The following is a 22518-nucleotide window of genomic DNA, read 5'->3' as shown; positions in this document are numbered from 1 at the left end:
CGCCCGCTATCGTCGCCTCAGCGCCGCCGGCAAGAAGCCGCCGGTGGTCGTGGCTGCGATCGCACGCGAGATGGCCGCCTTCTTGTGGGCCATCGGTCGGGAGGTCGCGCCGTCATAGCCGGTCTCGACCCAACCCGCTGCACAGTGTTGGGGGTGGGGCCACGGTGGGGAACTCCCGTCGCTAGTTATGTGGCCAAGCCGATGCGCCCGACGCCCGCCCTCTAGACCGAGGACAGCCCCGAGACGAAGATACGGAAGGCCGGTACCCAACCCGCGGATGAGAGTCTGATCAACCGTCGTCTCTGAGCTCCACCCCCAGCCCTGTGCAGCTTCAGCCGGTCCGACTGCTTCGCAAACCTGCCAAGCAGGCGAGCCTTCTTGCCTTCAACCTTGACAGGGAACATGAGAGACTAGCTAGGCCGCAGACTCATAAGCCCGCAACCATATGCGAACTGAAGCGAGTTTGATCGCTGCGAGAAAGTTTCGCGGATCGCGGTCGTTGGGGTCGCTATGCCTCTGAAATGTTTGAGCTTGTTGAAGTATCGCTCGACGAGGTTGCGCTGTTTGTAGACCCATGCGCTGAAAGAGAAGCTGCCGGTTAGGGTTTTCTTAGGCGGGATGTTGGCCAGGCTCCTTTCTCTGCGGCGAGGCCGCGAATGGCGTCGCTGTCGTAAGCACGGTCGGCGAGCGGGATCGGATCGCGCTGGAGGGCGTCGAGCATGTGGGCTTGCCTGATTCAAGCTGTGGATGTGGACAAAGGAGAGCCGTGGCCGGATGGCCCAGATCCCAAGAAGACCAAGCGCTACCCGTCTGATTTGACGGATGAGGAGTGGGAGCAGTTCGCGCCGCTGATGCCCAAGCCTGGGCGGCGTGGCCGTCCGCGCGAGGTTGATTATCGAGGTGATCAATGCGGTGCGCTACCTGGTCCGTTCGGGTTGCGGCTGGCGGATGCTGCCGATCCACTTTGGAGCCTGGCAGACGGTCTATGGCTGGTTGCGAGAACTGGCGCGACGGTTTCTGTTCAGACCGTCCACGATGTGGATCGTGAACGAGCCGGGCGCGAGGCCAGTCCCACGGCGGGCATGATCGACAGTTGGGGTATTCGGCTTGAGCCTCATCGTTTGGCGGTGACGCCATCAAGTTGCTGCGCTTCGAGCTGATGATAAACCGTGGTCGGTTCCCTGGAACAGCCACAAGCTATCGGGAAGGAGAAGCGTAGCATGAAACATTGTGCAGGATTGGACGTCTCGGTGAAGGAGACCGCATTTGCATCGTCGACGAAACGGGCACAGTGTGCCGCGAGGTGAAGGTGCTGACCCCATCCCGAGGATATTGCGCGGGTGCTCAGGATCCCGCCTGGCGAATGCGCTTCATTCAATGAATTTGATATAATGTGGATAAGAAGAGATATTCGTATAGTGGTGGGTTATTTCTTCGCCAACCTTTATGTATTTTGCTGCTACAAGCGTAGCCCACGCGCCAGAATCTTCATCCGACCAAAATATTTTCGCGTTCGGCAGCGAAGAGTGATTCACTACTGAAATAAATCCGAAAATAACGTATCCGGCCTTAGAATCGTTTTTAAGTTGTCTATCATGACGCACAAAGTAATATTCAAACAAACCTGTACGATCTAGTAGTGCGACTTCCGCACTATTAAATCCCCACGTTGGCGCTCGTTCAATTACATCTCCAGCCGTGAACGGGGTGTTAGCAAATACACCGCGGCCTTTTCGAGGGACATTTTTCACATACATAACGTTGCTGTGATCAAAGATCTTATTCACCGTCGCGCCTTCCTAATGCTGATATTTAAGCGTTCCTGCGATCCTCGCTCGCCTGTGAGGCTCGCGGTTCTACCGCAAACTGGCAGCACCGCCATTGAGGCTTCGGCCGAACCGCAACATCACCATCGTCACTATGCCTGCCACCCTGCCCTACCGACAACGGAGCAGCTTTCCGTTAAACGCCAATCCGTCATTAGTCGGGCGCGCCTCTCCGGAACAACACTCAAACCCTTCTAGTGATTTTTATTTCAACATTTTCGTTTCGAGAGCGAATATAGCTTGCCCTCAAGGTCGTCATAGCTACCAATATACGTGGGTGACTTGAACCGCATTAGAGCGACTGTGGGGGGGGTAGCCCAGCGTCGAGTGGCGGCGCTTGAGATTGTATGGCGCTCGATGTAGTCGAACAAACCCGCCCTGGCGGCATCCCGCGTCCTGTAGACCTTGCGGGCCGTCCTCTCTCGGCTTCGAGTGACGAGAAGAAGCTCTCCATCGCCGCATTGTCCCAGACATTGCCGGACCAGCTCATCGAACAGGTGATGCCTTGGTCGGTCATCAGCCGCTGGAACTGCACTCGCTCGTATATTGGGCGGGTTCAAGCGGTCATCGCAACACCTGAACGAAGGAGGTTGCGATGGGCATTCGAAAGCGACGATCACACCGTTCTGGACGAGCGCCGCTGCCGTCACCGAGACGGCCGCCAGTTGCGGGGCGATCTGAACTCCAACGATTCTGGTTGGGGAAAGCGCAGAGGATGATAAGCGATACTGCGCTGGCGGCTGGTATGTCGCAGCCTGTTGGAACCAGATTGTTCCGACAGGCGGGCAGCGTCACCAGCCTGCCGGCAGTGGCGCGCTGATCATCCCGGCCCATGCCGGAGAGCACGGTGATCAAGGCCGTCAGCTACACCACGTCTGTGGACACGATCTTGGAATACGATGGGATAGTCACTCCGGCCAGATCCACGGCAAAGTACCTCTTCGAAATGTAGTCGCAGACCAAAAACATGCCTCGCTCACCCCGTCACCATTCCTGAGAAAACGGGGGGCAGCCGACACCTACTGTCGTGTTTGTCGAATCCGCGACACATTGTTTTCGGCCTGGCTGCATGCTGCACTCCGGGTACAAGTCATTGAACAAAACGGAGAAAAATATGTCTAAGGCTCCCTCGGCGCAGTTGGTATGACTTTTGAGAAGTCCTCTCGTGAAACACGACGCGAGGCGGCACTGGTGTTCGCCGGGAGGGTTCGAATGGTCAGTGATAGCCAGCGCTTCTCGTTGCCACGCAGCGTGCAGTTGCCGCCAGTGACATTCCGAAAACCGACAGACAGTCATGCAGCCGATGTGCGGGGTCTTATCGCGCTCTGCCCGCAACTAGACCGCAACTCGTTTTACTGTGAGCTCCTGCTCTGCACAGATTTCGCCGATACCTGCGTGCTCGCGGAGCGAGCTGGAGAGATCGTTGGCTGGCTGGCCGCTTACCGGCGGCCAAGCGAGCCGTCGACGCTCTTCATTTGGCAGATTGCCGTGCATCCTGAGGTACGCAACTTGGGGGTGGGCAAAGGGCTGATCATCTCAGCCCTGAACAGGCCATCTTGCGAGAGCGTGACGCACATCAAGGCCACGGTGACGCTTCGCAACACGACGTCCAAGTTGCTCTTCGCAGGTGTGGCTCGGAGTTTGCGCGCGTCAATCCGGCAGGCTGTGCGGTTCGATCGCGATATTCATTTTAAGGGACAGCATGAGAGCGAGTACACGATAGCGATCGGCCCTATCGAACGCTCCCTATGTCCCGCAACCATTCCCGTTGGCATGCCAAGTCAATATTTAAGTAAGGAAGAAACGACGATTCTCCAAAGTGCGCCAGATTACGAGGAGGAATTCGCTATCTTCAATCATCTTGAGTCTGAAGTGCGCAGCTACGCCCGAAGCTTTCCCGTAGTTTTCGCGAAGGCAAAAGGGACTCATCTATTTGCGCGAGATGGGACGGCCTATATCGACTTTCTCATGGGTTGCTCGAGTTTAAATTACGGGCACAATCCTCCAGAGCTGAAATCCGCGCTCGCCGACTACATTGAGGGCGACGGCATCACCCATGGCCTCGATCTGTATAACGAAGCCAAAGAGTCCTTTCTGCGAGAATTCCAGGAGACGATCCTTAGGCCGCGACAACTAGACTATGTGGTGCAGTTTCCAGGCCCGACCGGCGCGAACGCGGTCGAGGCAGCCCTCAAGCTAGCGCGCAAGATCACTGGTCGGCCCAACATCATAGCCTTCACCAATGGCTTTCATGGCGGGAGCCTTGGCGCTCTCTCCTGCACCGGCAACCGATACCACCGCGCGGCCGCCGGTCAGCTGCTCGGCGGTGTCACGCGGCTACCCTATGACGGCTATTTTGGATCCGCTGTAGACACCGCCGATTATCTTGATCGCCTGCTCTCAGATCCCTCCAGCGGAGTCGACGCGCCGGCGGCGGTGATTGTCGAGACAGTTCAAGGCGAAGGCGGCCTGAACGTCGCCGGCACGGAGTGGCTGCGCAAGGTGGCGGCCATTGCGCGCAAACACGGAGCTCTGCTGATCGTAGATGACGTTCAGGCGGGCGTTGGCCGGACCGATGCATTCTTCAGCTTCGAGGCGGCCGGTCTCCGCCCGGACATCGTCACGATGGCGAAATCGATATCGGGCTATGGCCTACCCATGGCCCTCGTCCTAATTGATCGACAACTCGACAGGTGGGAGCCGGGAGAGCACAACGGCACGTTCCGCGGGAATTGCCATGCTTTCGTGACCGCCAGAGCAGCCCTCGAGCACTTCTGGCGAACGGAGAGCTTTGCAGTGTCCGTCAGCGAGAAAGGCAATCTGATGAAAAACCGACTTGAGCAGATCGCACGGAAGTACGGTCCAGGGCGAATATCAGCCAAGGGTCGTGGCATGATGAGGGGCCTCGATCTGAAGTCTGGCGAGGTTGCCCGTCAGGTCGTCAGGACCGCCTTCCAGACGGGCCTCATCGTCGAGACTGCCGGTCCCAAAGACGAGGTCGTGAAATGCCTGCCGCCCCTTGTCATTGGGAACGATCAGCTTAGCCACGGCCTCGACATCCTCGACCACGCGATCGAAAGCGTGATCGGCGTCAGGAATACGGCAGCGTACGAGGTGAATCATGATTGTCAGGGATCTCAATGAGGAGAAACTGACAGCCCGGCGTGTTGAGACGTCGAGCTGGGAAAGCATTCGGTTGCTCCTCAAGAACGATGGGATGGGCTTCTCCTTTCATATCACCACGATCCAGCCGGGCGCTCGGCTCAAGATGCACTATCGGAACCACCTCGAGGCGGTCTACTGCATCTCTGGAACGGGTTCCATTGCGGACTTCCAGGCGGATGAGGTACATGTCGTACGACCGGGCATCATTTATGCGCTTAACAAGCATGACGCTCACCTGCTGTGTGCCGAGACCGAATTGGTTCTAGTCTGCGTCTTCGACCCTCCGTTGACCGGCCGCGAGGTGCATGATGAGACCGGCGCCTATGCTCTGGAGTCCGAGGCGACTTGATGTCGCCAAAAGGAAAGCTCAAACCAAATGGTCTCGTGAGTTAACAGCAGTATGGCGCCGCTTTTCGATGAGCGTACAAGATGCCATGGGTAACCGTGAGCTGATCGCGATCGCACACGCGACCTTTGGCAATCCGTTTATTGAACTGTGGCAGAGCCAGGTCCGCCACTATCGGCCGCTGATCGAACGTATTATCAATCAGAGCGAACGGCGGGTGCTGGCCGGCGAGCCGGTACCGGCTGGCGAGAAGCTGATCAGCCTGTTCGAACCCCATGCCCATATCATCGTCTAAGGCAGCCGCGACGCCGAAGCTCAACCTGATCACTGGCAGGAGCGGCATGGTCCTCGATCTGGTGATCGAGGCGGCAATTCGCGCGACAGCGAGCGGTTGCTGCCGATGCTGGAGCGCCACATCGCCTTTTATGGTCAAGCACCGCTGCAGGCCGCGGTGCCGCCAGCCAGGGACAAGTGCTTGAAAACGGTCAAAATACGCGCGTTGGCGAGTAGCGGAGACGCTTGCGCGCCTCCGCTCTCTCAGAACCGTGCGTGAACCTCTCAGCTCACACGGCTCCCATCAGGACCTGGTTCCTGCAGTTCCGCGCAAAAGCCTGCATCCGGCTCATCCCCCCTATACGCCGTCCACTGTCCGCCCAGTCATCAGGCTCCCGACGGACTTGTCCCGAGAGATCCACACGCCCTCGGTTTTAGTGGTATCAAAGAGCGTGACGGCACTTCTTCAACAGGCCCACGATGCAGGTCTGGACCGTCGTGTTTTGAAAGACGGCGCCGATCGCCTCGGGAAAGCCCTTGAGGCCGCCGACGACGGCGATCAGGATGTCGGCGATGCCGCGGTTCTTCAGCTCGTTCATGACGCGCAGCCAGAACTTGGCGCCCTCGGTCTGCTCGATCCAGATGCCGAGGATCTCCTTGGTGCCGTCGGGCAGGATGCCGAGCGCGATGTAGATGGCCTTGTTGCGCACGAAGCCCTCGTCCCTGATGCTTGACCCGGATCGCGTCGAAGAAGACGAGCGGATAGACCGCATCGAGAGGCCGGTTCTGCCATTCGGCCACTTCCTCCAGAACGGCATCGGTCACGGCCCAGATCAGATCCTCGAGACGCTCCATTCCACACCGCCGGCAACCAACATGTTGCAACAGATCCTTCACCTAATTTTACCGAATCTTTGCCGACTGCAGAGCGCCGACAATGGTACCTTCATCGTAGGTCTAAGGGACTGCTACGGCCAAAATAGCTGATGCCGATCTACACTCTGACCACCGCATAGCTCGCAACGGAGGCTCAACAGCAATGGGAAGAAAAGCGCTCATCCTGGTTGAAGGCGGTCCATGGGGTTGTGGTCTGCTATACGTCCAAGCGGCCCAGCGTCTTGGCCTTCATCCAATTATCCTTTCGGCTGACCCAACTTGCTACGACTATCTTGCGGTGGAAAAGATTCAGACAATGCGTGTCGATACAAGCAATCTCGATGCGCTGATCCTCGAATGTTCCCGGATACGTGCGATCTATGATATTGCTGGTATTGTGGGCAAATCTGCGGCCTACGCGACAGTTGGCAAGCTCTGCCGGCATTTCGATCTACCGGGACCGAATCCCGCATCCATTGAACAATGCCAGGACAAATTTACTCAACATCAACTCCTCGCGGAGGCCGGCGTTCCAATGCCTGCCTATCGCTTGGCAGCAAATGCGAGGGATGTTGAAAGCTCTGCCGCGGAGATCGGCCTGCCGGTGATTCTTAAGCCATCCGTGGGCAGCGGCGGCAGTATTGGAGTCCGATTGTGCCGCAACCTCGACGACATAGCCGAATATACGACCCATCTGTTGGGCGAGAAGCACCTATGGCGATCCTCGCCGAGTATCCTGGTCGAAGAATTCGCACAAGGCCCCCATTATACCGTTGAAATAATGGGAAACGAGGTGATTGGGATTGGCACCTGTGACTTCGGCCCTCCTCCGCATTTTGTCTATCGCCAGTTCACCTTGCCGGCCCTTCTGTCTGATGAGGAGAGTAACTGCATCGCCGAAGTTTCATTAAGCTGTTTGCGAGCTCTCGGCCTTGGCTGGGGGCCAACGGGCATTGAATTCCGGTGGACGAAGGATGGCCCAGTCGTCATTGAAGTCAATCCGCGGCTTCATGGCACTCCCGCTCCCCAACTGGTTCAGCTGGCTTACGGTGTCGATCTAATCACCGAACACATCAAGCTTGTCATCGGCGACGAATGCGATTTGCGTAAAAGGCGTTCGCACACTGCGGCCGCGCGGTTCCTGGTGGCTGAACGCGATGGCGCCCTCGATTGGATCGGTGGCGACAGTCAAGCGGCTGCCGTATCAGGTGTCGCCGAGGCCAAATTCTATGTTAAACCCAATACGCCGATCGTCAGAAAAGGCGACTACCGAGACTGTATCGGACATGTCATCGCCGCTTCACCTACCCATGCGCAGACCGAGGCGATACTTCAGCATGCCGTCGACTTGATCGATTGGTCCATCACACCATTTCCGACCCCTGACGAGTAGGAGCAATCTGAGGCCGTATCTCCCGGCCCAGGTGGCGCCAAGCAAGATCTGATCGTCGCCGAACATTGGCGCAACGCCGCTTCGATCGCCATCGGCGCAACCGCCTCCAGCGATTCGCGGGTCGCCGCCGCGTCGGTGCGAAAGTCGTTGAACGACATGCATCGCGCCTGGGCCATCATGAGGTTGCCGCGCTCGCAGCGATATACCGGATAACCTTGGCCGCGTCCGGCATACATGACAACCAGTCTTCACCTGCATTGACCACAGGAGATGAAACCCGGGAGCAGCGCGCGACCGCCGCGGCCCGACTTGACGCCGCCGGCTGTGTCATAAGCATTGGCCGCGAGCAGTTCCTGGTTCCGTTCGTACTCGCTCCATCCGATGTAGTGGCCGAGGGGATCGACCTGCCGCTGTCGACGCTGGCCGATCAGGTCGACAGCCACGGAACCATCGCCGTCATGCCGCTCTTCCAGCTAGTCGAGGCCATGTGCTCGCGGCCGAGCGCCCTCATGGGGACGAACCACCATTCGCATCCTGGCGAAGGACAAGTGCGCGACCGGGCGCACATGGACCTATACCTCATGGCACGCCTCAACGACGTCGACCCGAAAGCCTGGCTTGCCGACGCCCTGGCCCGCATTGCGGATGTTCCCGCCTCGCGTCTGCACGAACTACTACCCTAGGAATGGAAGCGCCTGCGTGAGCCGACAAGCCACCGATCAGCAGGCCGCCTGACCGTCACACAACGCCATCATAGAGCCCGCCGCGCCCACGCGCGCGCGCCAATCATGTTGCCTTCTTCGTATGCGGACTCTGAGACCTTGTTACCTCCAGTTCGACGGAAAGTCCGAAGCTACATTTCTGCCTAATGCGGCCTGTTTTTCCAGCAGCATTTTTGACGGCGAATTCTGTGGGCGTGATGTTACCCAGGGCTTAGTGTGGTCTGTTCCGGTTGTACAACACGACATAGCAACCTGGGATAGAAGCCTCACGTTGATTGCCACGCCGCAGAACATGGAAAGATCGTGAAGGAGGCCCAGGTTCCGAGTGAACCAAAGGCACTCCACGACTTCCTTCGAGCCTTGGGCGACGAGATAGTAGTGATCGGATTGGAGGCTGGCCCGCTGCTTACGAGATGGGCAAATCGGGTTAACACACTGGACCAGCATCATGATGGCAGCCCTCGCGCTGACCACGGACCGAAGCATGAACCCGAGGTGGTCTCAGAAGAAGGGATGCGATCCAGCGCTCTTTTCGCGATCACGCGCTCGGGTCGTGGTCGAGTAGCTCAGCCATTCGGCTTTCGCCCTCACAGATCCGGGCGGGCGGATTTCCCGCACCTGGCTCTTCCCGAGGGTAACCCGCGTCATATCCGTGCTTGCGCCCAAGTTCGAGTGATGCGCGGAGTTGGCAGGGGGAAGCGCGCCGTCAGGGCCTCGAACTCCGACCAGCCCATGCGCCGGCTTTTCTGGCTGCGCCGTCTCAGACACCGTAGCCATATCCGGCGCATTTGCCGATGGAATCCGTTGAGCGCTGGATAGTTGTGCGGCCTGCCGTAGTAGCCGTAGTGTCCACGCAGAACGGCGGCGAACCACCTGTGCTGCGCAGCCATTGGCGCGTGCATGAGCCGCCAGGCATCCTGGCGCAGCGCCTTCAGCTTGCGCGTCAGGCGTTTCCCTTCCGTCTTGTGCTTCACGATGAACCGGCCATCCCGGGTCCGCCCGCAGTAGTGGGTGAAGCCCAGAAAGGCGAAGGTCTCCGGTCGCCGCTCGCCACGCCGCTGTCGTGAGAGGGCCGCGAACCGCCCAAACTCGATCAACCGCGTCTTGTCCTCGTGGAGTGTCAGGCCAAAGCCGGCCAACCGCGCCTTGAGGGCCAACAGCATCTCCTCTGCATCGGCCTTCTTCTCAAAGCCCATGACGAAGTCGTCAGCGTAACGCACGATCACAACGCGACCGTGTGCATGGCGGCGACGCCATTGGTGGGCCCAGAGATCGAGGATGTAGTGCAGGAAGATATTGGCGAGGAGCGGACTGATGGCCGCCCCTTGCGGGGTACCCCTGTCCGTCTCTTGCTTCTCGCCGCTCTCAAGGACGCCAGCCCGCAACCACAGCCCAATGAGCCGTAGGATACGACGATCAGCGATCCTGTGCGCCACCATCCGCAGCAGCCACTCGTGGTCGACCGAGTCGAAGAAGCTGCGAATGTCGGCATCGAGCACCCAGTTCACACGCTGGCTCATGATCGCTGTATGCAGGGCATCAAGCGCCATGTGGGGGCTCCGCCCCGGCCGGAAGCCGTAGGAGAATCCCAGGAAGTCGACCTCGTAGACAGCACTCAGCACCTCGGCCACCGCGCTTTGGACGATCTTGTCTTCCAGCGCCGGCACCCCGAGAGGCCGTTTACCGCCATCGGCTTTGGGAATGTAAACCCGCCGCACCGGCTGTGGCCGGTAGCGATCGGTGTGGACCCGTTCGCAGAGATCACGGATGTTATCCGTCAGACCCTCTTCGTATTTCGCCACGGTCATCCCATCGACCCCAGCACTCACCTGTCGCTTCTGTCGCCGAAACGCCCGGTAAAGGGCTTCTTCGTCGACGTGATGCAGCAGGGCCGTGAACCGGGTTTGGGCAGCATGCTTGGCCGCCGCGTTCACCCGCTCGAGGTTCAGCGGCAAGGCAACCCGGCTCTGTGTCCGGACCTTGGCCTCCTCGCGCAGGCTCCCCTCAGGCTGGTCCCTTCCCTCCACTCGCCTCGTTTCCTTCGACGGCTTCACGGGTACTATGAACCAGTCCGACTCCCGACCTCAGCTCGGACGGCAGCTCTGGCAGTACCTTGCTGCTGTCCCCCGCTGGAGACCAATCCAGCGGACCCGGTCGGGCCTCTCATGTTCCGATGATTACCTTCCATGCGTGATCCGGCCATCGACCCCGGCGGAGCGGCATCGTCTCGCGTAGCGACGATGCTCATATTGCCTTAGTGAATAGGGAACACACTCGGCCTCCGCGAACATTCACCTTTCGAGGCTCATTCCCGCACCCCGCATGGCTCCTGTCTACACTTCAGACCCCGCGTTGCCGCCACGCCCGCAAGACTGGGTCCCGGCTTGCCCGCTACGGCTTTGGCCGGATGGGACTTGCACCCACAAGCAATCATCAGCTTGGCATGACGTACTCCCCACAGGTGGTGTAGCTCGGCGGTAGCGAAGCCGCTCGCGAGCGCGCCGTTGGTAGCGCTGTAGCGAGCGAGCGGCTTTGCGGTGGTCATCGGCGCTTTCCGGTAGGGTTTGGTTGTTGACGCCAACCCATTTCGGAAGGACCACCGATGACCGACGACATGATGAACCTGCGCACGCTCGTGGAGAAGACCCCGGATGCCGATCTGCTGCGGGAGATGATCGGCTTTGCCGCCGAGCGGCTGATGGAAATGGAGGTGGGCACGGCCACCGGCGCCGCCTATGGCGAGAAGAACCCGCTGCGGCTCGCCCAGCGCAATGGCTACCGCGACCGGGACTGGGAGACGCGGGCCGGCGCCGTCGAACTGCCCATCCCCAAGCTCAGGAAGGGCTCCTACTTCCCGGGTTTCCTCGAACGCGCCGGATGGCCGAGAAGGCGCTGACCGCAGTGATCCAGGAAGCTTATGTGCAAGGCATCTCGACCCGGTCGGTTGACGACCTGGTCAAGGCCATGGGGATGAGCGGCATCTCCAAGAGCCAAGTCTCGCGGCTGTGCGAGGAGATCGACGGCAAGGTGAAGGCCTTCCTCGAGCGGCCGATCGAGGGCGACTGGCCATACCTATGGATTGAGCACCTACCTGAAGGTTCGCCGCGGCGGCCGGATCGTCTCGGTCGCCGTCATCATCGCTGTCGGCGTCAGTGCGGACGGCCGGCGCGAGGTGCTGGGCATGGAGGTCGGCACGTCGGAGGCCGAGCCGATCTGGACGGAGTTCCTGCGCAAACTGACACGTCGCGGCCTGCGCGGCGTCAAGCTCGTCGTCTCCGATGCCCATGAAGGCATCAAAGCGGCCGTCACCAAGGTGCTGTGCGCGACATGGCAGAGGTGCCGCGTCCACTTCATGAGGAACGTGCTGGCCCATGCCGGTAAGAGCGGCCGCAGGGTCGTCTCCGCTTTCATCGCCACCGCTTTCGCCCAGGAGACGCCTGAGGCCGCGTCCGTACAATGGCGCGCCGTCGCCGACCAGATCCGACCGAAGGTGCCGAAGCTGGCGACAATCATGGACGACGCCGAGCCCGACGTGCTGGCCTACATGACCTTCCCCAAGGAGCACCGCGCCAAGCTGCACTCGACCAACCCGATCGAGCGTCTCAACGGCGAGATCAAGCGGCGCACCGAGGTCGTCGGAATCTTCCCAAATGACGACGCCCTCGTCCGCCTGGTTGGCGCGATCCTGCTCGAACAGAACGACGAATGGGCCGTGCAGCGCGCCAGATACATGACCCTGGAAACGATCAGCCAAATGAGTGATGATCCCCTCATCAGCCTGCCAGCAGTGGCACGCTGATCAGCCCGGCCCATACCGGAGAGCACGGCGACCAAGCCGTCAGCTACACCACTCTCTGGGACACGATCCGCGCTCGGAATGAACAGTCCTCAATCGGCCGACACAGTCTGTTGCCGAACCACTCGCTGCCATCTCTTTTGGACTTGACTGCACCCGACCCCGTTACCGAAGCCCGCCAGTAGCGGTGGGCCGACGTGGTTCGACATCAGCGAAGAGAGGCAGCGGTCTCTGGAAGCGTCAAGCCACCAGATTTGGCAGTTTCTGAAAAACGTCAACACACTATCTTTTAAGTCCTGTCAGCGACCAAACGGGGCAGAAAATGGCCCGACCCAGTACGCCATACGAAGCTGAGATTCGCGCGCTCCGGCCGTCTGCTGACGCCAGACCGGCTCGATCCCAGAGCTAAACTCGCACTGTCCCAAGAATATGTCGGTTCTCGCAAACGCAATACCACAAGGCCACTAGATAGGAGCTGCTCATGACAACTCAGATGGGGTCAGGCCCCGCGGAAATTGCAATAGCGCCTGCAATCAGCCAGGCGGATGCACGAATTGAGCGCCGACTCTGCGAGTTCGCAACTCGCGATTCAGGCGCGATCTGGGACGCTCAAGACGAACTGTCCAGCGCGATTGCAGAGGCGGGCATGCACTTTGAGGGGCGGGCGTATCCCGTATGTCTCCGGCCCCTCGCGATAGACTGCGGACTGGCAAATCACCTCAGCGCTACCGCTGAGATGGTAGTCAAGCTGCTTGATATCGCCGCCGAGATGTATTGCTGCAATGAAGACGTGCAAGATTTGTTTCCAACCTACAAACATTTGCGGCATTTGGTTACTCGTCTTCCAAAACATCGGCCGATTGTAAGAATATGCCGCCTGGATGGCCTTATTGGCAACGATGGATATTATAAAATAATTGAAACGAACACCGAAGGGCCTGGCGGGGTTATTCAGAACGGCCTCGCCGCGAAAGTCTGGACCCGGATACCCAACCCATTGACACGTGGCCTGTTGCTCGACGTGGGCAAGCAGCCTTTCGCAAAAGATCCCAACTGCTTTGTCTGGGAACTGGCGTCTGCCTATCGTGCTACGACTGGCCGCGAACTCAGAACCGCCGCCGTAGTCAACTTTCGCGGCCGCTTTACAAACGAAGTAGAGTGGATGGTGAACGGCCTAAGAGACGCAGGTGTCAAAGCCGCGCTGCTAGATGTTACCGCAATGAAGCGAACGCCTAGTGGTTTAGTCGGGCCGGATGGCGAACTCATAGAACTGGTTTACAATAAACTTGATGTCAGAGAAACGATTAAATCTACGGAATGTATGGCCTACTTACACGCGTGCGCGGCTCACGAAGTAGTTTCAATAAACCCGTGGATCGCCCAGTGCGTACTATCTGATAAGGCTATCCTTGCTGTACTCAGCGATGATCGATTCAGCTCGAACTTCAACGCCGAGCAGATCGAGTTTATTTCACGTCATATTCCATGGACCCGTCTTGTTAGAGCGGGAGCAACAACTGACCCGGAACGGCGTCGGATCGGACTCATCGGCCACATCCGGGAGAACAAGGCCAACCTCGTTCTGAAGCCTTCGAACGCGACGCGCGGCGAGCATGTCCTGGTTGGACGTCTCACATCCTCCGAGGTGTGGGAGGAACACATGGATCGGGCCAGCCGCGACCCGTACGTCGTTCAAGAGTACGTCAGGCCCGGAGAGGTTACGGCTTTGCACCAGCCAAGCCGGTCGTTAAAAAAAATGCCGTATGGAATAGATTGTTATGTATTCGGTGGCCGCCTAGCAGGTTTTCAGTCGCGCGCAAGCTTTGATGCTGTGATGAACGTTGGGCGAAGCGGGATTCTACTGCCCGTCGCTATCGCTGGTGCGTAAACAGTTGGGGGTGCCGATCCCATTTTACGTGCCGGACTTCGGTATGTGGCGGCATGCGCCAGAAGCCTGCCATTCAGCCATGCTGGTGAGCTTTGCCGCCACATAGTATCTGGTCACGGTTTCCTCGGCCACGGTATTCCTGAGAGAGTGGTATGTTGGAACTTAATTCAAATATCCGAGTGTGTTCAGGCGCCTTCGCAGCGGGGCGCTAGGTGAAGAGATGGACCGCATTGCGGCGCATTTCTCCCAGGTTGGTTACAAACACACTTCAGCTAAGGTTTATATCCGCCGGCTTGCTAGAGTAGCCGCCTATGCATGGCGATAAGCTTTTGAAAAGGCAAAAGCCCTGGCCATCAAAATAGAGAAGTTTCAAACGATCGCCGCGGCGTCCTCGAAACGCAACAACCGCCCCTCCTGTCGGCGGGAGTGTCAGAATTTTTTCCATGTGCGGGCGGGCGGTTGAACATTTTGCCAGGTGCCACCACACCCTCCTTGCCGCTCCGCAATCGCGGAGCGGGTTAGTCCAAGTCAAGTTATGCTCACCTAGCCATAACTTCACATAGGGCTTAAAGTACCAAGCCGGAAATCACTTGGCGTCATAGCCAAGAGCGCGAATCTCGCGCACCCGATGATGCACATGCCTCCATGCCGGCAACACAAGGCGGCAACTTGGCGAAAAGCTCAGAACCTCCTCACGGCGAAGCTTCTTCTGGAAAACAGGGCGGCCTTTTGCACCCGCCCCATGAACCTGAAAAACACGCTTTGCCAAATCAACCCCGACCGCCGTTACTTCGTTGTAAGCGCTATCCCGTTGGCACCTTTCGCGCGTTGTCGTGAGCGACGATGCTCGGAGCCTTTGAGGGCTTCGACACATGACGATTTCAGAGCTTACGCTTAAGTCCAGGGACGAGGAGCCGGTTCGACGGCTTGAGATATTCACGGGTTCTGGACGGCGGCGCGAATGGTTGCCGGAGGAGAAAGCGCGGATCGTGGCGGAAAGCTACGATGCTGGCGAGACGGTGAGCGCGGTGGCTCGGCGACATGCATTGTCCCCGCAGCAGCTGTTCGCCTGGCGCCGGTCCGCGCGGGTGCCGTTGGCGAATGCGCCGGCACCGGAGCCGTTGTTTGTTCCAGCGGTGGTCGCGGCACAGGAGCCCGAACCGGCGGGGAAGCGCACGAGATCGACACGGCAGCGGAAGGCCGCGCGAGAAACCGGCGTGATAGAGCTGTTGACGGCGTCGCCATGCGGGTCGGTCGTGGCGCCGACGCCAGGACGGTGGCGGCGGTGATCCGTGGGCTGAAGGCGCCGTCGTGATCGGGCCGACGGGTGTGGTCAAGGTGATGGTCGCGACGAAGCCGGTGGACTTCCGCAAGGGGGCCGAAGGCCTGGCGGCGCTGGTGCGCGAGACGATGGGCGCCGATCCGTTCTCTGGCGAGGTCTACGTCTTCAGGGCCAAGCGCGCCGACCGGGTCAAGCTGGTGTACTTCGACGGCACCGGCGTGTGCCTGCTGGCGACGGGAAGTTCTGCTGGCCTGCCATCACCGATGGCGTGGTGAGGTTGTCGGCGGCGCAATTGCAGGCGCTCCTGGAAGGGTTGGATTGGAGGCGCGTGCATGACGCCCGCGAGACGCGCGCGCCGGTCGCGGCAAGTTGATTCCATGGCTAGAGGCGCTGGCAAAGCATTGGAATGCATGATTGAATCGGCCTTGTGAGCAACCCGGCCGAGCCTCAGACCAACGATCCGATCGCGCTTCAGGCGATGCTCGCGGCGGAGCGCGCCGAGAACGAGCGGCTGCGCCAGATCATCAAGGAACTGCAGCGCCACCGCTTCGGCCGCAGGGCAGAGAGCCTGCCGGTCGACCAGTTGCTGCTGGGCCTGGAAGAGGCCGAGCAGGTCGAGGCGGAGGGCTTCGCCGCGGAGGACACCGCCGATCCTGCTAAACGCGAGGCTCGCGCCAGGAAGCGCCGCGCCAACCGCAGTTCACTGCCCGCGCACCTGCCACGTATCGAGCAGGTCATCGACATCCCCGACAAGGTCTGCCCGTGCTGCAAGGGAATGCTGCACGTCATGGGCGAGGATCGCTCCGAGCGCCTCGACATCGTGCCGGCCCAGTTCCGCGTCATCGTCACGCGCCGGCCGAAGTATGCCTGCCGGAGCTGCGAGGAGGTCGTTGTGCAAGCGGCGGCTCCGCCACGGCTTGTCGAGGGGGGCATCCCGACCGAGGCGACCGTCGCCCATGTTCTGGTCGGCAAGTACGCTGACCACCTTCCGTTGTATCGCCAGGCGCAGATCTATGCCCGCCAAGGCGTGAACCTGGATCGATCGACGCTCGCCGACTGGGTCGGCAAGGCAGCCTTCCTGCTCCGGCCGATCCACGAGCGGCTGTTCGAGCGGCTGAAGGCGTCCGGCAAGCTCTTCGCCGACGAGACCACGGCGCCGGTGCTCGATCCCGGGCGCGGCCGCACCAAGACGGGCCAGCTGTTCGCTTACGCCCGCGACGATCGCCCCTGGGGCGGGATCGCTCCACCCGGCGTCGCCTATCTCTATGCGCCCGACCGCAAGGCTGAACAGCCGTTGCGCCACCTTCAGGGCTTCGTTGGGATCCTGCAAGTCGACGGCTACGCCGGATACCGGGCGCTGGCCGAGCGCAATGCCGTGAGCCTGGCGTTCTGCTGGGCGCATGTCCGTCGACGCTTCTACGAACTGGCCCAGTCCGGACCCGCGCCGATTGCCACGGAGGCGCTCCAGCGCATCGCCGAGCTCTACAGGATCGAGAGCGAGATACGGGGACGCTCGCCCGAAGAGCGGCGCACCGCCCGCCAGGAGAGAAGCCGCCCCGTCATCGATACCCTCCAGCCATGGCTGCGCGAGAAGCTCGCCCTGGTCAGCCAGAAGAGCAAGCTCGCCGAAGCAATCCGCTACCCGCTCTCGCGCTGGGCCGGACTTGGTCGCTTCCTCGACGACGGCCGCGTCGAGATCGACTCCAACGTGGTCGAACGCTCGATCAGGCCAATCGCCCTCAATCGGAAGAATGCGCTCTTCGCCGGTTCCGACGGCGGTGGAGAGCACTGGGCGACCATCGCCTCGCTCGTAGAAACCGCAAAACTCAACGGCGTCGACCCGTACGCCTACCTCACCGACGTCATCACCCGCATCGTCGCCGGCCATCCGCAAAGCCAACTCGACGACCTGCTGCCCTGGGCGCCCCCGCACCACTCAAGGCCGGGCCTGAGAACAGCGGTGACTCTCAAGACGTCCGTCGCGTCGCCATTACGTGGAGGAGAGTGCTCCATCTGAGCTACTCGAAGCTCACCAAGGCCATCTATTGCGCTTCATTGCCCTCGCGCACATGAAGTTGCAACAGCCCAAGTTCGTGCAACAACGCAGCGCCCGTGCGAATTCCACTGTAGTAGCAGTTGAGCTCTAGATTTTCGTTCGGCGCGTGGTTTGCTTCGTCGTGATTCGCGTAAGGTGTGACGAAAGCAGGTATACCGAGGATACCAGTGAAAACATATCCGGGTAGGCTCCCGAATCCGGCCGGAATTAGCAGAGGCTCAACGCCTTGCGCAGCCACGAAAGCCCGGCACAGTGGCGCTGTGAAAGGGGACGAAATCGATGTCTTGGAGGGAAACATATCTCCCATCGCCACAACCTGCACATCAGGCGCATGTTTTTCTACGTGGTCAGCCACCTTGCGGAAGATGTCAGAAGGGTCCTGCGCTTCAACGAGTCGAATATCGCATTTTGCGAAAGCTTCGCTTGGTAAGACCGTCTTGGCCCCGGCGCCGCCGTAGCCGCCATGAAAGCCATTGATCGTCAGGGTCGGCCGGAAGCAAAGACGTTCGTAGAAGGGCCTTTCTTCAGGGGCGTCCAGCCTAGAGAGATCGAGCTTCTGCTTGAACGCTTCGATATCGAGCGGCAAGCGCTTGACTGCGGTCAGTTCCTCTTGTGAAGGTGCCTCAATTTCGTCGTGGAAACCTTCGATTGTGATTTCACCATCGGCGTTCTTCATCGTGCCGAGCAAATGCACCAAGGTCCAGATAGGGTTGGGCACGACACCGCCGTAGTTTCCCGAATGCAAATCGCTGTTAGCGTGGCGGCAGCGCAGTTCAAAAGACACCTCGCCACGCGAACCGAACTTAATTACAGGGGCGCCGCTGGCATGACGCGGGCCATCGGCGGTGACGGCAAGATCGGCTTTCAGGATATTTTTGTTAGCCCGCACGAAATCCGCAATGTTCGGACTGCCTATCTCCTCCTCCCCTTCCAATAGCAGGATGACGTTGCACGGAAGCGCGCCATGCACTTTGAGGTGGGACTCAATTGCCAGGAGTTGTGCAAAATGCTGGCCCTTGTTATCACCCGCGCCGCGTGCGTAAACGCGCCCGCCACGGATGGTCGGCTCGAAAGGCGGGGTGTGCCATTTCTCAATCGGGTCCGCTGGCTGCACGTCGTAATGGCCGTAGAGCACAACGGTCGGCTTGCCCGGAGCCTTCTCCCAGCGCGCGACCACCATCGGGTGCCCTGCGGTCGGCACTAGGCTGGTCTCGAGCCCGATCCCGGTGAGCATCTCGACCAGCAGCGCGCCGACTTCGGCGATGCCGACATTCTCGGCGCTGATGCTCGGGTGCCGAAGGTAATCGATCAGGCGATCGAGGAAGGAGGTGCGGTTCGCCTCGATATGCTCGAATACTGCGTTCAAAACGTCAGAAGATGTCATATTTTTGCCTGTGAAAAGGAAAAGGTAGAGGACTGAGGAGTTTTCGGCCGGCAGGCCGCCGCCGCAAATATCCTAACGACTATTCAGGTGACACTCGCACATTCGCCCAAGTCCAACTTCTGCGCATTTGGCGGGTGTGATCTGCCGCGCAGCCATCGTAACAGGCTAGACCAGCACGGAAGAGGACTCCGACGCACAGTTGTTGCTGTTAGCTTGATTCGCCACGCAGGATCATCTCCGCGGCGTCAGCCAGTACTTGGCAACCGAGTATTAAGTCGGCATCGTCTGTGTTTTCAGTCCAATAGTGGCTAATACCGCCTACGCTTGGCACAAAAAGCATAGCGGCCCTCAGCTTGCGAGCCACAATCTGTGCGTCGTGACTGGCCCCGCTTGGCATCCTCACATACGCGCCGGGTGCATGACGTGCGGCCGCATTCTCTATCGCTGTCTGGAAGGCTGGATGCATCTGCCATGGCTTGCCGGTCTCGGTCCGCTCGATCTCAGCACGGCAGCCGGATCTCATCGCGGTCTCTTCCACCAGTTCCCTTAGTACCGCATCGAGGCGCTCAAGCACCGCCATCTCTGAATCCCGGAATTGGAACAGCATTTCTGTCTTGCCCGGAATGATGCTGGGAGCGCCCGGTTCCAGCGTAATGCGGCCTGTGGTCCAGACGGTACGCGGACCGGCGACTTTTGGAAAGCGCTTGGCAATGGCCATGGCCAGCATTGCTGCAGCGACGCCGGCATCCTTTCTGATAGCCATCCGCGTCGTGCCGGCGTGATTCTGGAGGCCGTGAAAGACGATTGAGTACTGCCAGATCCCGACGATGCTCGTGACAACACCGATCCGTTTGCCCGAGGCTTCCAGCGCGTCGCCCTGTTCTATGTGTGCTTCCAGATAACCGACGTAGCGCCCCGGCTTCCCCAGAGATCGGGGCACGCCGGACAGGCCGGCCGCAAGGAGCGCTTCCCTGAGTGGCAGCCCGTGATCGACATTCACCGCGCGGTCGATCTCGGCTTCTTGGATGTCACCGACGAATGAACGACTGCCGAGCATCGAGACGTAGTGGCCTTCTTCATCCGCCCATGCGACCGGTGCGATGGGAAGACCGGCGCAGTCCGGTGTTTCCGCGAAGACCCGGGCGATCTCAAGGCCGTAGATCACGCCAAGCGCCCCATCGAGCCATCCTGCATGGTTCTGGGACTCTGCGTGCGATCCGATCAACAGCGATTGACGTGGGGAGCGCGGCATGCCGAACACATTGCCAACCCCGTCGATATGGGCCTCAAGGCCTAAGGCTTCGTATTGCTGAGCAAGCCAACGGCGTGCGTCCATGTCCTCTTGCGAATAGGTCGGGCGATGGACACCTGTCCGGTATGCTCCGAATTGGGCGAACCGTCTGAGATCTGAGAGCAATCGCTCGCGGTTTATCTTTGGCACTTGTTGAGCCCTCCCGGGTTGGCACGTACACAGCTACGCCGCACGCGGTAATGAAGTGGCCGTAACTAGAATGATGACGGCAATCTCAGAGGCTGCCGTTTGGCGACGGCCACCGGGTACATAGGGCAGGCAGAGAGGACCAGTTGTGCCGACGGCAGATGATTCAGCAATTGTGTCCGTGCGAATACCACAGACTCTCCTTTGAGCGCGGATGGCATTCAGCCACCTTTGATATCGAGGCTTGAATGGAAAGCCATCGATTAATGTACCTGCCTCACGCCGAACTTGGCCGCAGTCTGATGCAACCGATATCGTTCTCAATGGCGATCTCGGTCCCGAATGGCTTGGAGAGGTTCTGTAGGCGCTCCAGAATGGCTCTTGCTTGCGGCGCTCGGGCGAGCCGCGGGACGCCTCGATTGGCAAACCTCTTTGTGTGACCAAGCTCGATCGGATACAGCCGCAATTCGGCAAGGTTATTCTGCTCAAATTTGCTGACGGTAACAACGCTCTCATAGAAAACGGGATTTGAGAATCCCCGTGTCATCTCGGCCACGGACACCTCGGCATCCGTGTCGTTTCTGGGATCCTTACCGTGAGCGGCGAACATGTCAGCCCCTATGGGAGTCCGGAGATCATCCATGATGAAGTTTCCGACGCTATAGAAAATCGGCCGACCCTTGTAGATCTCGATGCCTCGCAACTGATGCGGTCCATGTACGATATACGCGTCCGCTCCGGCATCAATGAGCATATGCGCGAACGATCGTTCGTAATCAGGCGGCTCCTGGCTCCAATTCCCTGGCTGGTGACCATGATTCGTGACGATACAGAAGTCGGCGAATTGCTTGCCCCGGCGAACGTTTCGTAGAATGTCAGCGACATCGCGAGGGTCCGCTTCATAGCTGTAGCCAACTTTGTCGCCCGTCTTGTATGTCACGCCAGCAACAACAACCCCTGATGTATTCTCACCATCGTCGACCTGCTCGGGCCGCTCCTCTGTCGTCCCTGAGACCGCATCGGGGGTCGATCGAACTCCAGGTTTGGAATCGGGCAATGCATCACGTAGTTGACGCAAGCTTTCAAGCATTTCCGGCAAGACCACGACACGTCGAACCACACGAAGGCCGTTAAGCCCTGGTCTGCCCGGCGCCTCGCCAGCGGAATCGCACGCGCGAGACAGCGGCGTAAACGATGCAGCAAGGGACACCAATGCCACGCGGCCTCGTGTAGTCTCGAGAAAGCGTGCGGCACCTGCTTGTGCTAGGTTCTCGCCCACACCCGCATAAACGATCCCGCTCTGATCAAGCGCCCGACACGTCTCACGCATGCCTTCAACGCCCCAGTCAAGTGAATGGTTGTTCGCATAACTAAGCAGGTTAAATCCCATTGCTTTAAGATCAGGCCCGAGCTCCGGCAGGCTAGCATGATATGCTCCCCCGTACTCGGCTGCCGGGCTTCCGGCAAACGACCGAACATCGAAAATATTGGTTTCCATGTTGCCAAATGTGACATCAGCACCATGAAGGATTTCGACGACAGCACCAAAGCCGGCATCTTGGCATTTGGTCAGCGGTCGCGTCACAATAAGGTCGCCAACCGCTACCATCGTGAAACCATCCGCAACGTTCGTTGCGACCGAACCGACCATATCAAAGCCGCCACCGTGTTGGACCGGATGACAGTTCTCGTGCGTATTTTTCTTCATAGAATCCTCAATCCAAGTTGACATCCTTGACGATTTGCATCCTGAAAACTCCTATCGAGGGCGCCATGCACTAAGCACACGAGTCCCATGGTCTGTCCCGGCCTTTCTTTGCATCGGCTATCGATTCGAACAGCGGATCCCGCGGCAGAAGCGCCCACCAAGTTACGAAGGTCTTCTGCCCAAAACCAACCCCACGACGTTCAACGTGTGTTGTTCAGGGTGAACTATAGATTAAATGTATAACGCGCCTCACGCCGATTGACTGCAAACGGAGGGGCTATACGCTCAATGGCTGCAATGTTTTATCAAATAGCGAGGAAAATATGCGGAGATCGGCCTAATCAGGCTAACGCTTGACGTCGGTC

General features: G+C 59.4%; 12 protein-coding genes and 11 pseudogenes. 14 read left to right on the top strand and 9 right to left on the bottom strand.

Features of this window, described 5'->3' with window-relative positions; all coding sequences use genetic code 11:
- A pseudogene (locus NKK51_RS30265) lies at window positions 1-118 on the top strand (IS110 family transposase); the annotation flags it as partial.
- Window positions 119-414: 296 nt separating this feature from the next.
- Here NKK51_RS30265 and NKK51_RS30260 read toward each other — a convergent pair.
- Window positions 415-694: pseudogene (locus tag NKK51_RS30260) on the bottom strand (IS5/IS1182 family transposase); the annotation flags it as partial.
- Window positions 695-747: 53 nt separating this feature from the next.
- Here NKK51_RS30260 and NKK51_RS30255 point away from each other — a divergent pair.
- Window positions 748-1118: pseudogene (locus tag NKK51_RS30255) on the top strand (transposase); the annotation flags it as partial.
- A gap of 252 nt (window positions 1119-1370) precedes the next feature.
- On the opposite strand, the gene NKK51_RS30250 reads toward NKK51_RS30255, so the two are convergent.
- Window positions 1371-1787, bottom strand: a complete 417-nt coding sequence (locus NKK51_RS30250; RefSeq protein WP_352555862.1) for an SET domain-containing protein-lysine N-methyltransferase — start codon at window positions 1785-1787, stop codon at window positions 1371-1373.
- A 300-nt stretch (window positions 1788-2087) separates the two neighbouring features.
- A pseudogene (locus NKK51_RS30245) lies at window positions 2088-2378 on the bottom strand (integrase core domain-containing protein); the annotation flags it as partial.
- A 591-nt stretch (window positions 2379-2969) separates the two neighbouring features.
- Here NKK51_RS30245 and ectA point away from each other — a divergent pair.
- The 4 genes and pseudogenes from ectA to NKK51_RS30225 all read left to right on the top strand — a co-directional run.
- Window positions 2970-3554 (top strand): annotated as a pseudogene (ectA, locus tag NKK51_RS30240) (diaminobutyrate acetyltransferase); the annotation flags it as partial.
- 45 nt (window positions 3555-3599) lie between these two features.
- A complete protein-coding gene (gene ectB / locus NKK51_RS30235) occupies window positions 3600-4970 on the top strand; it encodes a diaminobutyrate--2-oxoglutarate transaminase (protein ID WP_502902525.1) in 1371 nt (456 codons plus the stop codon).
- Entirely contained in the window at window positions 4948-5340 is a 393-nt protein-coding gene (locus NKK51_RS30230) for an ectoine synthase (RefSeq protein WP_352555860.1), read from the top strand. The genes ectB and NKK51_RS30230 overlap by 23 nt, the downstream gene beginning before the upstream one ends.
- Window positions 5341-5434: 94 nt before the next feature.
- Window positions 5435-5788: pseudogene (locus NKK51_RS30225) on the top strand (ISNCY family transposase); the annotation flags it as partial.
- A gap of 268 nt (window positions 5789-6056) precedes the next feature.
- Here NKK51_RS30225 and NKK51_RS30220 read toward each other — a convergent pair.
- Window positions 6057-6468: pseudogene (locus NKK51_RS30220) on the bottom strand (IS256 family transposase); the annotation flags it as partial.
- A 181-nt stretch (window positions 6469-6649) separates the two neighbouring features.
- Between NKK51_RS30220 and NKK51_RS30215 the strand changes: the two are divergent.
- The 3 genes and pseudogenes from NKK51_RS30215 to NKK51_RS30205 form a co-directional block, all read left to right on the top strand.
- Window positions 6650-7879 carry an ATP-grasp domain-containing protein gene (locus tag NKK51_RS30215; protein ID WP_352555859.1) on the top strand — a complete coding sequence of 410 codons (1230 nt, stop codon included), beginning with the start codon at window positions 6650-6652 and terminating at the stop codon, window positions 7877-7879.
- Between the two features lie 392 nt (window positions 7880-8271).
- Window positions 8272-8455: pseudogene (locus NKK51_RS30210) on the top strand (IS66 family transposase); the annotation flags it as partial.
- Window positions 8456-8463: 8 nt separating this feature from the next.
- Window positions 8464-8562: pseudogene (locus NKK51_RS30205) on the top strand (transposase domain-containing protein); the annotation flags it as partial.
- Window positions 8563-9245: 683 nt separating this feature from the next.
- Here the strand turns inward: NKK51_RS30205 and ltrA are convergent.
- The gene (gene ltrA, locus NKK51_RS30200) at window positions 9246-10655 is read right to left on the bottom strand and encodes a group II intron reverse transcriptase/maturase (protein WP_352555857.1); all 1410 of its coding nucleotides are present in this window, start codon (window positions 10653-10655) and stop codon (window positions 9246-9248) included.
- Between the two features lie 548 nt (window positions 10656-11203).
- On the opposite strand from ltrA, the pseudogene NKK51_RS30195 reads away from it, so the two are divergent.
- Together NKK51_RS30195 and NKK51_RS30190 are read left to right on the top strand one after the other, a co-directional pair.
- Window positions 11204-12400 (top strand): annotated as a pseudogene (locus NKK51_RS30195) (IS256 family transposase).
- Between the two features lie 478 nt (window positions 12401-12878).
- On the top strand, window positions 12879-14285 hold the full coding sequence (locus NKK51_RS30190) for a hypothetical protein (protein WP_352555855.1): 1407 nt from the start codon (window positions 12879-12881) through the stop codon (window positions 14283-14285).
- A 268-nt stretch (window positions 14286-14553) separates the two neighbouring features.
- Here the strand turns inward: NKK51_RS30190 and tnpB (NKK51_RS30185) are convergent, their stop codons facing one another.
- Window positions 14554-14730 (bottom strand): IS66 family insertion sequence element accessory protein TnpB, encoded by a 177-nt coding sequence (gene tnpB / locus NKK51_RS30185; RefSeq protein WP_352555853.1) that lies wholly within the window; start codon window positions 14728-14730, stop codon window positions 14554-14556.
- Window positions 14731-15157: 427 nt separating this feature from the next.
- Between tnpB (NKK51_RS30185) and tnpA the strand changes: the two genes are divergently transcribed.
- From tnpA to tnpC, 3 genes and pseudogenes are all read left to right on the top strand, one after another.
- The gene (gene tnpA / locus NKK51_RS32470; RefSeq protein ID WP_502902523.1) at window positions 15158-15574 is read left to right on the top strand and encodes an IS66-like element accessory protein TnpA; all 417 of its coding nucleotides are present in this window, start codon (window positions 15158-15160) and stop codon (window positions 15572-15574) included.
- Window positions 15575-15626: 52 nt separating this feature from the next.
- Window positions 15627-15940: pseudogene (gene tnpB, locus NKK51_RS30175) on the top strand (IS66 family insertion sequence element accessory protein TnpB).
- Between the two features lie 105 nt (window positions 15941-16045).
- Window positions 16046-17584 (top strand): IS66 family transposase, encoded by a 1539-nt coding sequence (gene tnpC, locus NKK51_RS30170; protein ID WP_502902524.1) that lies wholly within the window; start codon window positions 16046-16048, stop codon window positions 17582-17584.
- 25 nt (window positions 17585-17609) lie between these two features.
- Here tnpC and NKK51_RS30165 read toward each other — a convergent pair whose 3' ends face one another.
- The 3 genes from NKK51_RS30165 to NKK51_RS30155 all read right to left on the bottom strand — a co-directional run bounded on the left by NKK51_RS30165 (window position 17610) and on the right by NKK51_RS30155 (window position 22153).
- Window positions 17610-19007, bottom strand: a complete 1398-nt coding sequence (locus NKK51_RS30165; protein ID WP_352555851.1) for a M20/M25/M40 family metallo-hydrolase — start codon at window positions 19005-19007, stop codon at window positions 17610-17612.
- A gap of 208 nt (window positions 19008-19215) precedes the next feature.
- Window positions 19216-20448, bottom strand: coding sequence for a hydantoinase/carbamoylase family amidase (locus NKK51_RS30160; protein WP_352555849.1), 1233 nt, complete (start codon window positions 20446-20448; stop codon window positions 19216-19218).
- Between the two features lie 274 nt (window positions 20449-20722).
- Window positions 20723-22153, bottom strand: coding sequence for a CapA family protein (locus NKK51_RS30155; protein ID WP_352555847.1), 1431 nt, complete (start codon window positions 22151-22153; stop codon window positions 20723-20725).
- Between the last annotated feature and the right edge of the window lie 365 nt (window positions 22154-22518).

This window comes from Mesorhizobium sp. M0011 (assembly GCF_040324155.1).
GTDB lineage: Bacteria > Pseudomonadota > Alphaproteobacteria > Rhizobiales > Rhizobiaceae > Mesorhizobium.
Note: the sequence above shows the minus strand (reverse complement) of the source record. Positions and strands in the feature narration are given on the sequence as shown.

Bases quoted from the DNA above. Each gene is read 5' to 3' on its own strand.
- ectB (WP_502902525.1), top strand. From the start codon at position 3,600: ATGCCAAGTCAATATTTAAGTAAGGAAGAAACGACGATTCTCCAAAGT.
- NKK51_RS30230 (WP_352555860.1), top strand. From the start codon at position 4,948: ATGATTGTCAGGGATCTCAATGAGGAGAAACTGACAGCCCGGCGTGTT.
- NKK51_RS30215 (WP_352555859.1), top strand. From the start codon at position 6,650: ATGGGAAGAAAAGCGCTCATCCTGGTTGAAGGCGGTCCATGGGGTTGT.
- NKK51_RS30190 (WP_352555855.1), top strand. From the start codon at position 12,879: ATGACAACTCAGATGGGGTCAGGCCCCGCGGAAATTGCAATAGCGCCT.
- tnpB (WP_352555853.1), bottom strand. From the start codon at position 14,730: ATGGAAAAAATTCTGACACTCCCGCCGACAGGAGGGGCGGTTGTTGCG.
- tnpA (WP_502902523.1), top strand. From the start codon at position 15,158: ATGACGATTTCAGAGCTTACGCTTAAGTCCAGGGACGAGGAGCCGGTT.
- tnpC (WP_502902524.1), top strand. From the start codon at position 16,046: ATGCTCGCGGCGGAGCGCGCCGAGAACGAGCGGCTGCGCCAGATCATC.
- NKK51_RS30165 (WP_352555851.1), bottom strand. From the start codon at position 19,007: ATGACATCTTCTGACGTTTTGAACGCAGTATTCGAGCATATCGAGGCG.
- NKK51_RS30155 (WP_352555847.1), bottom strand. From the start codon at position 22,153: ATGAAGAAAAATACGCACGAGAACTGTCATCCGGTCCAACACGGTGGC.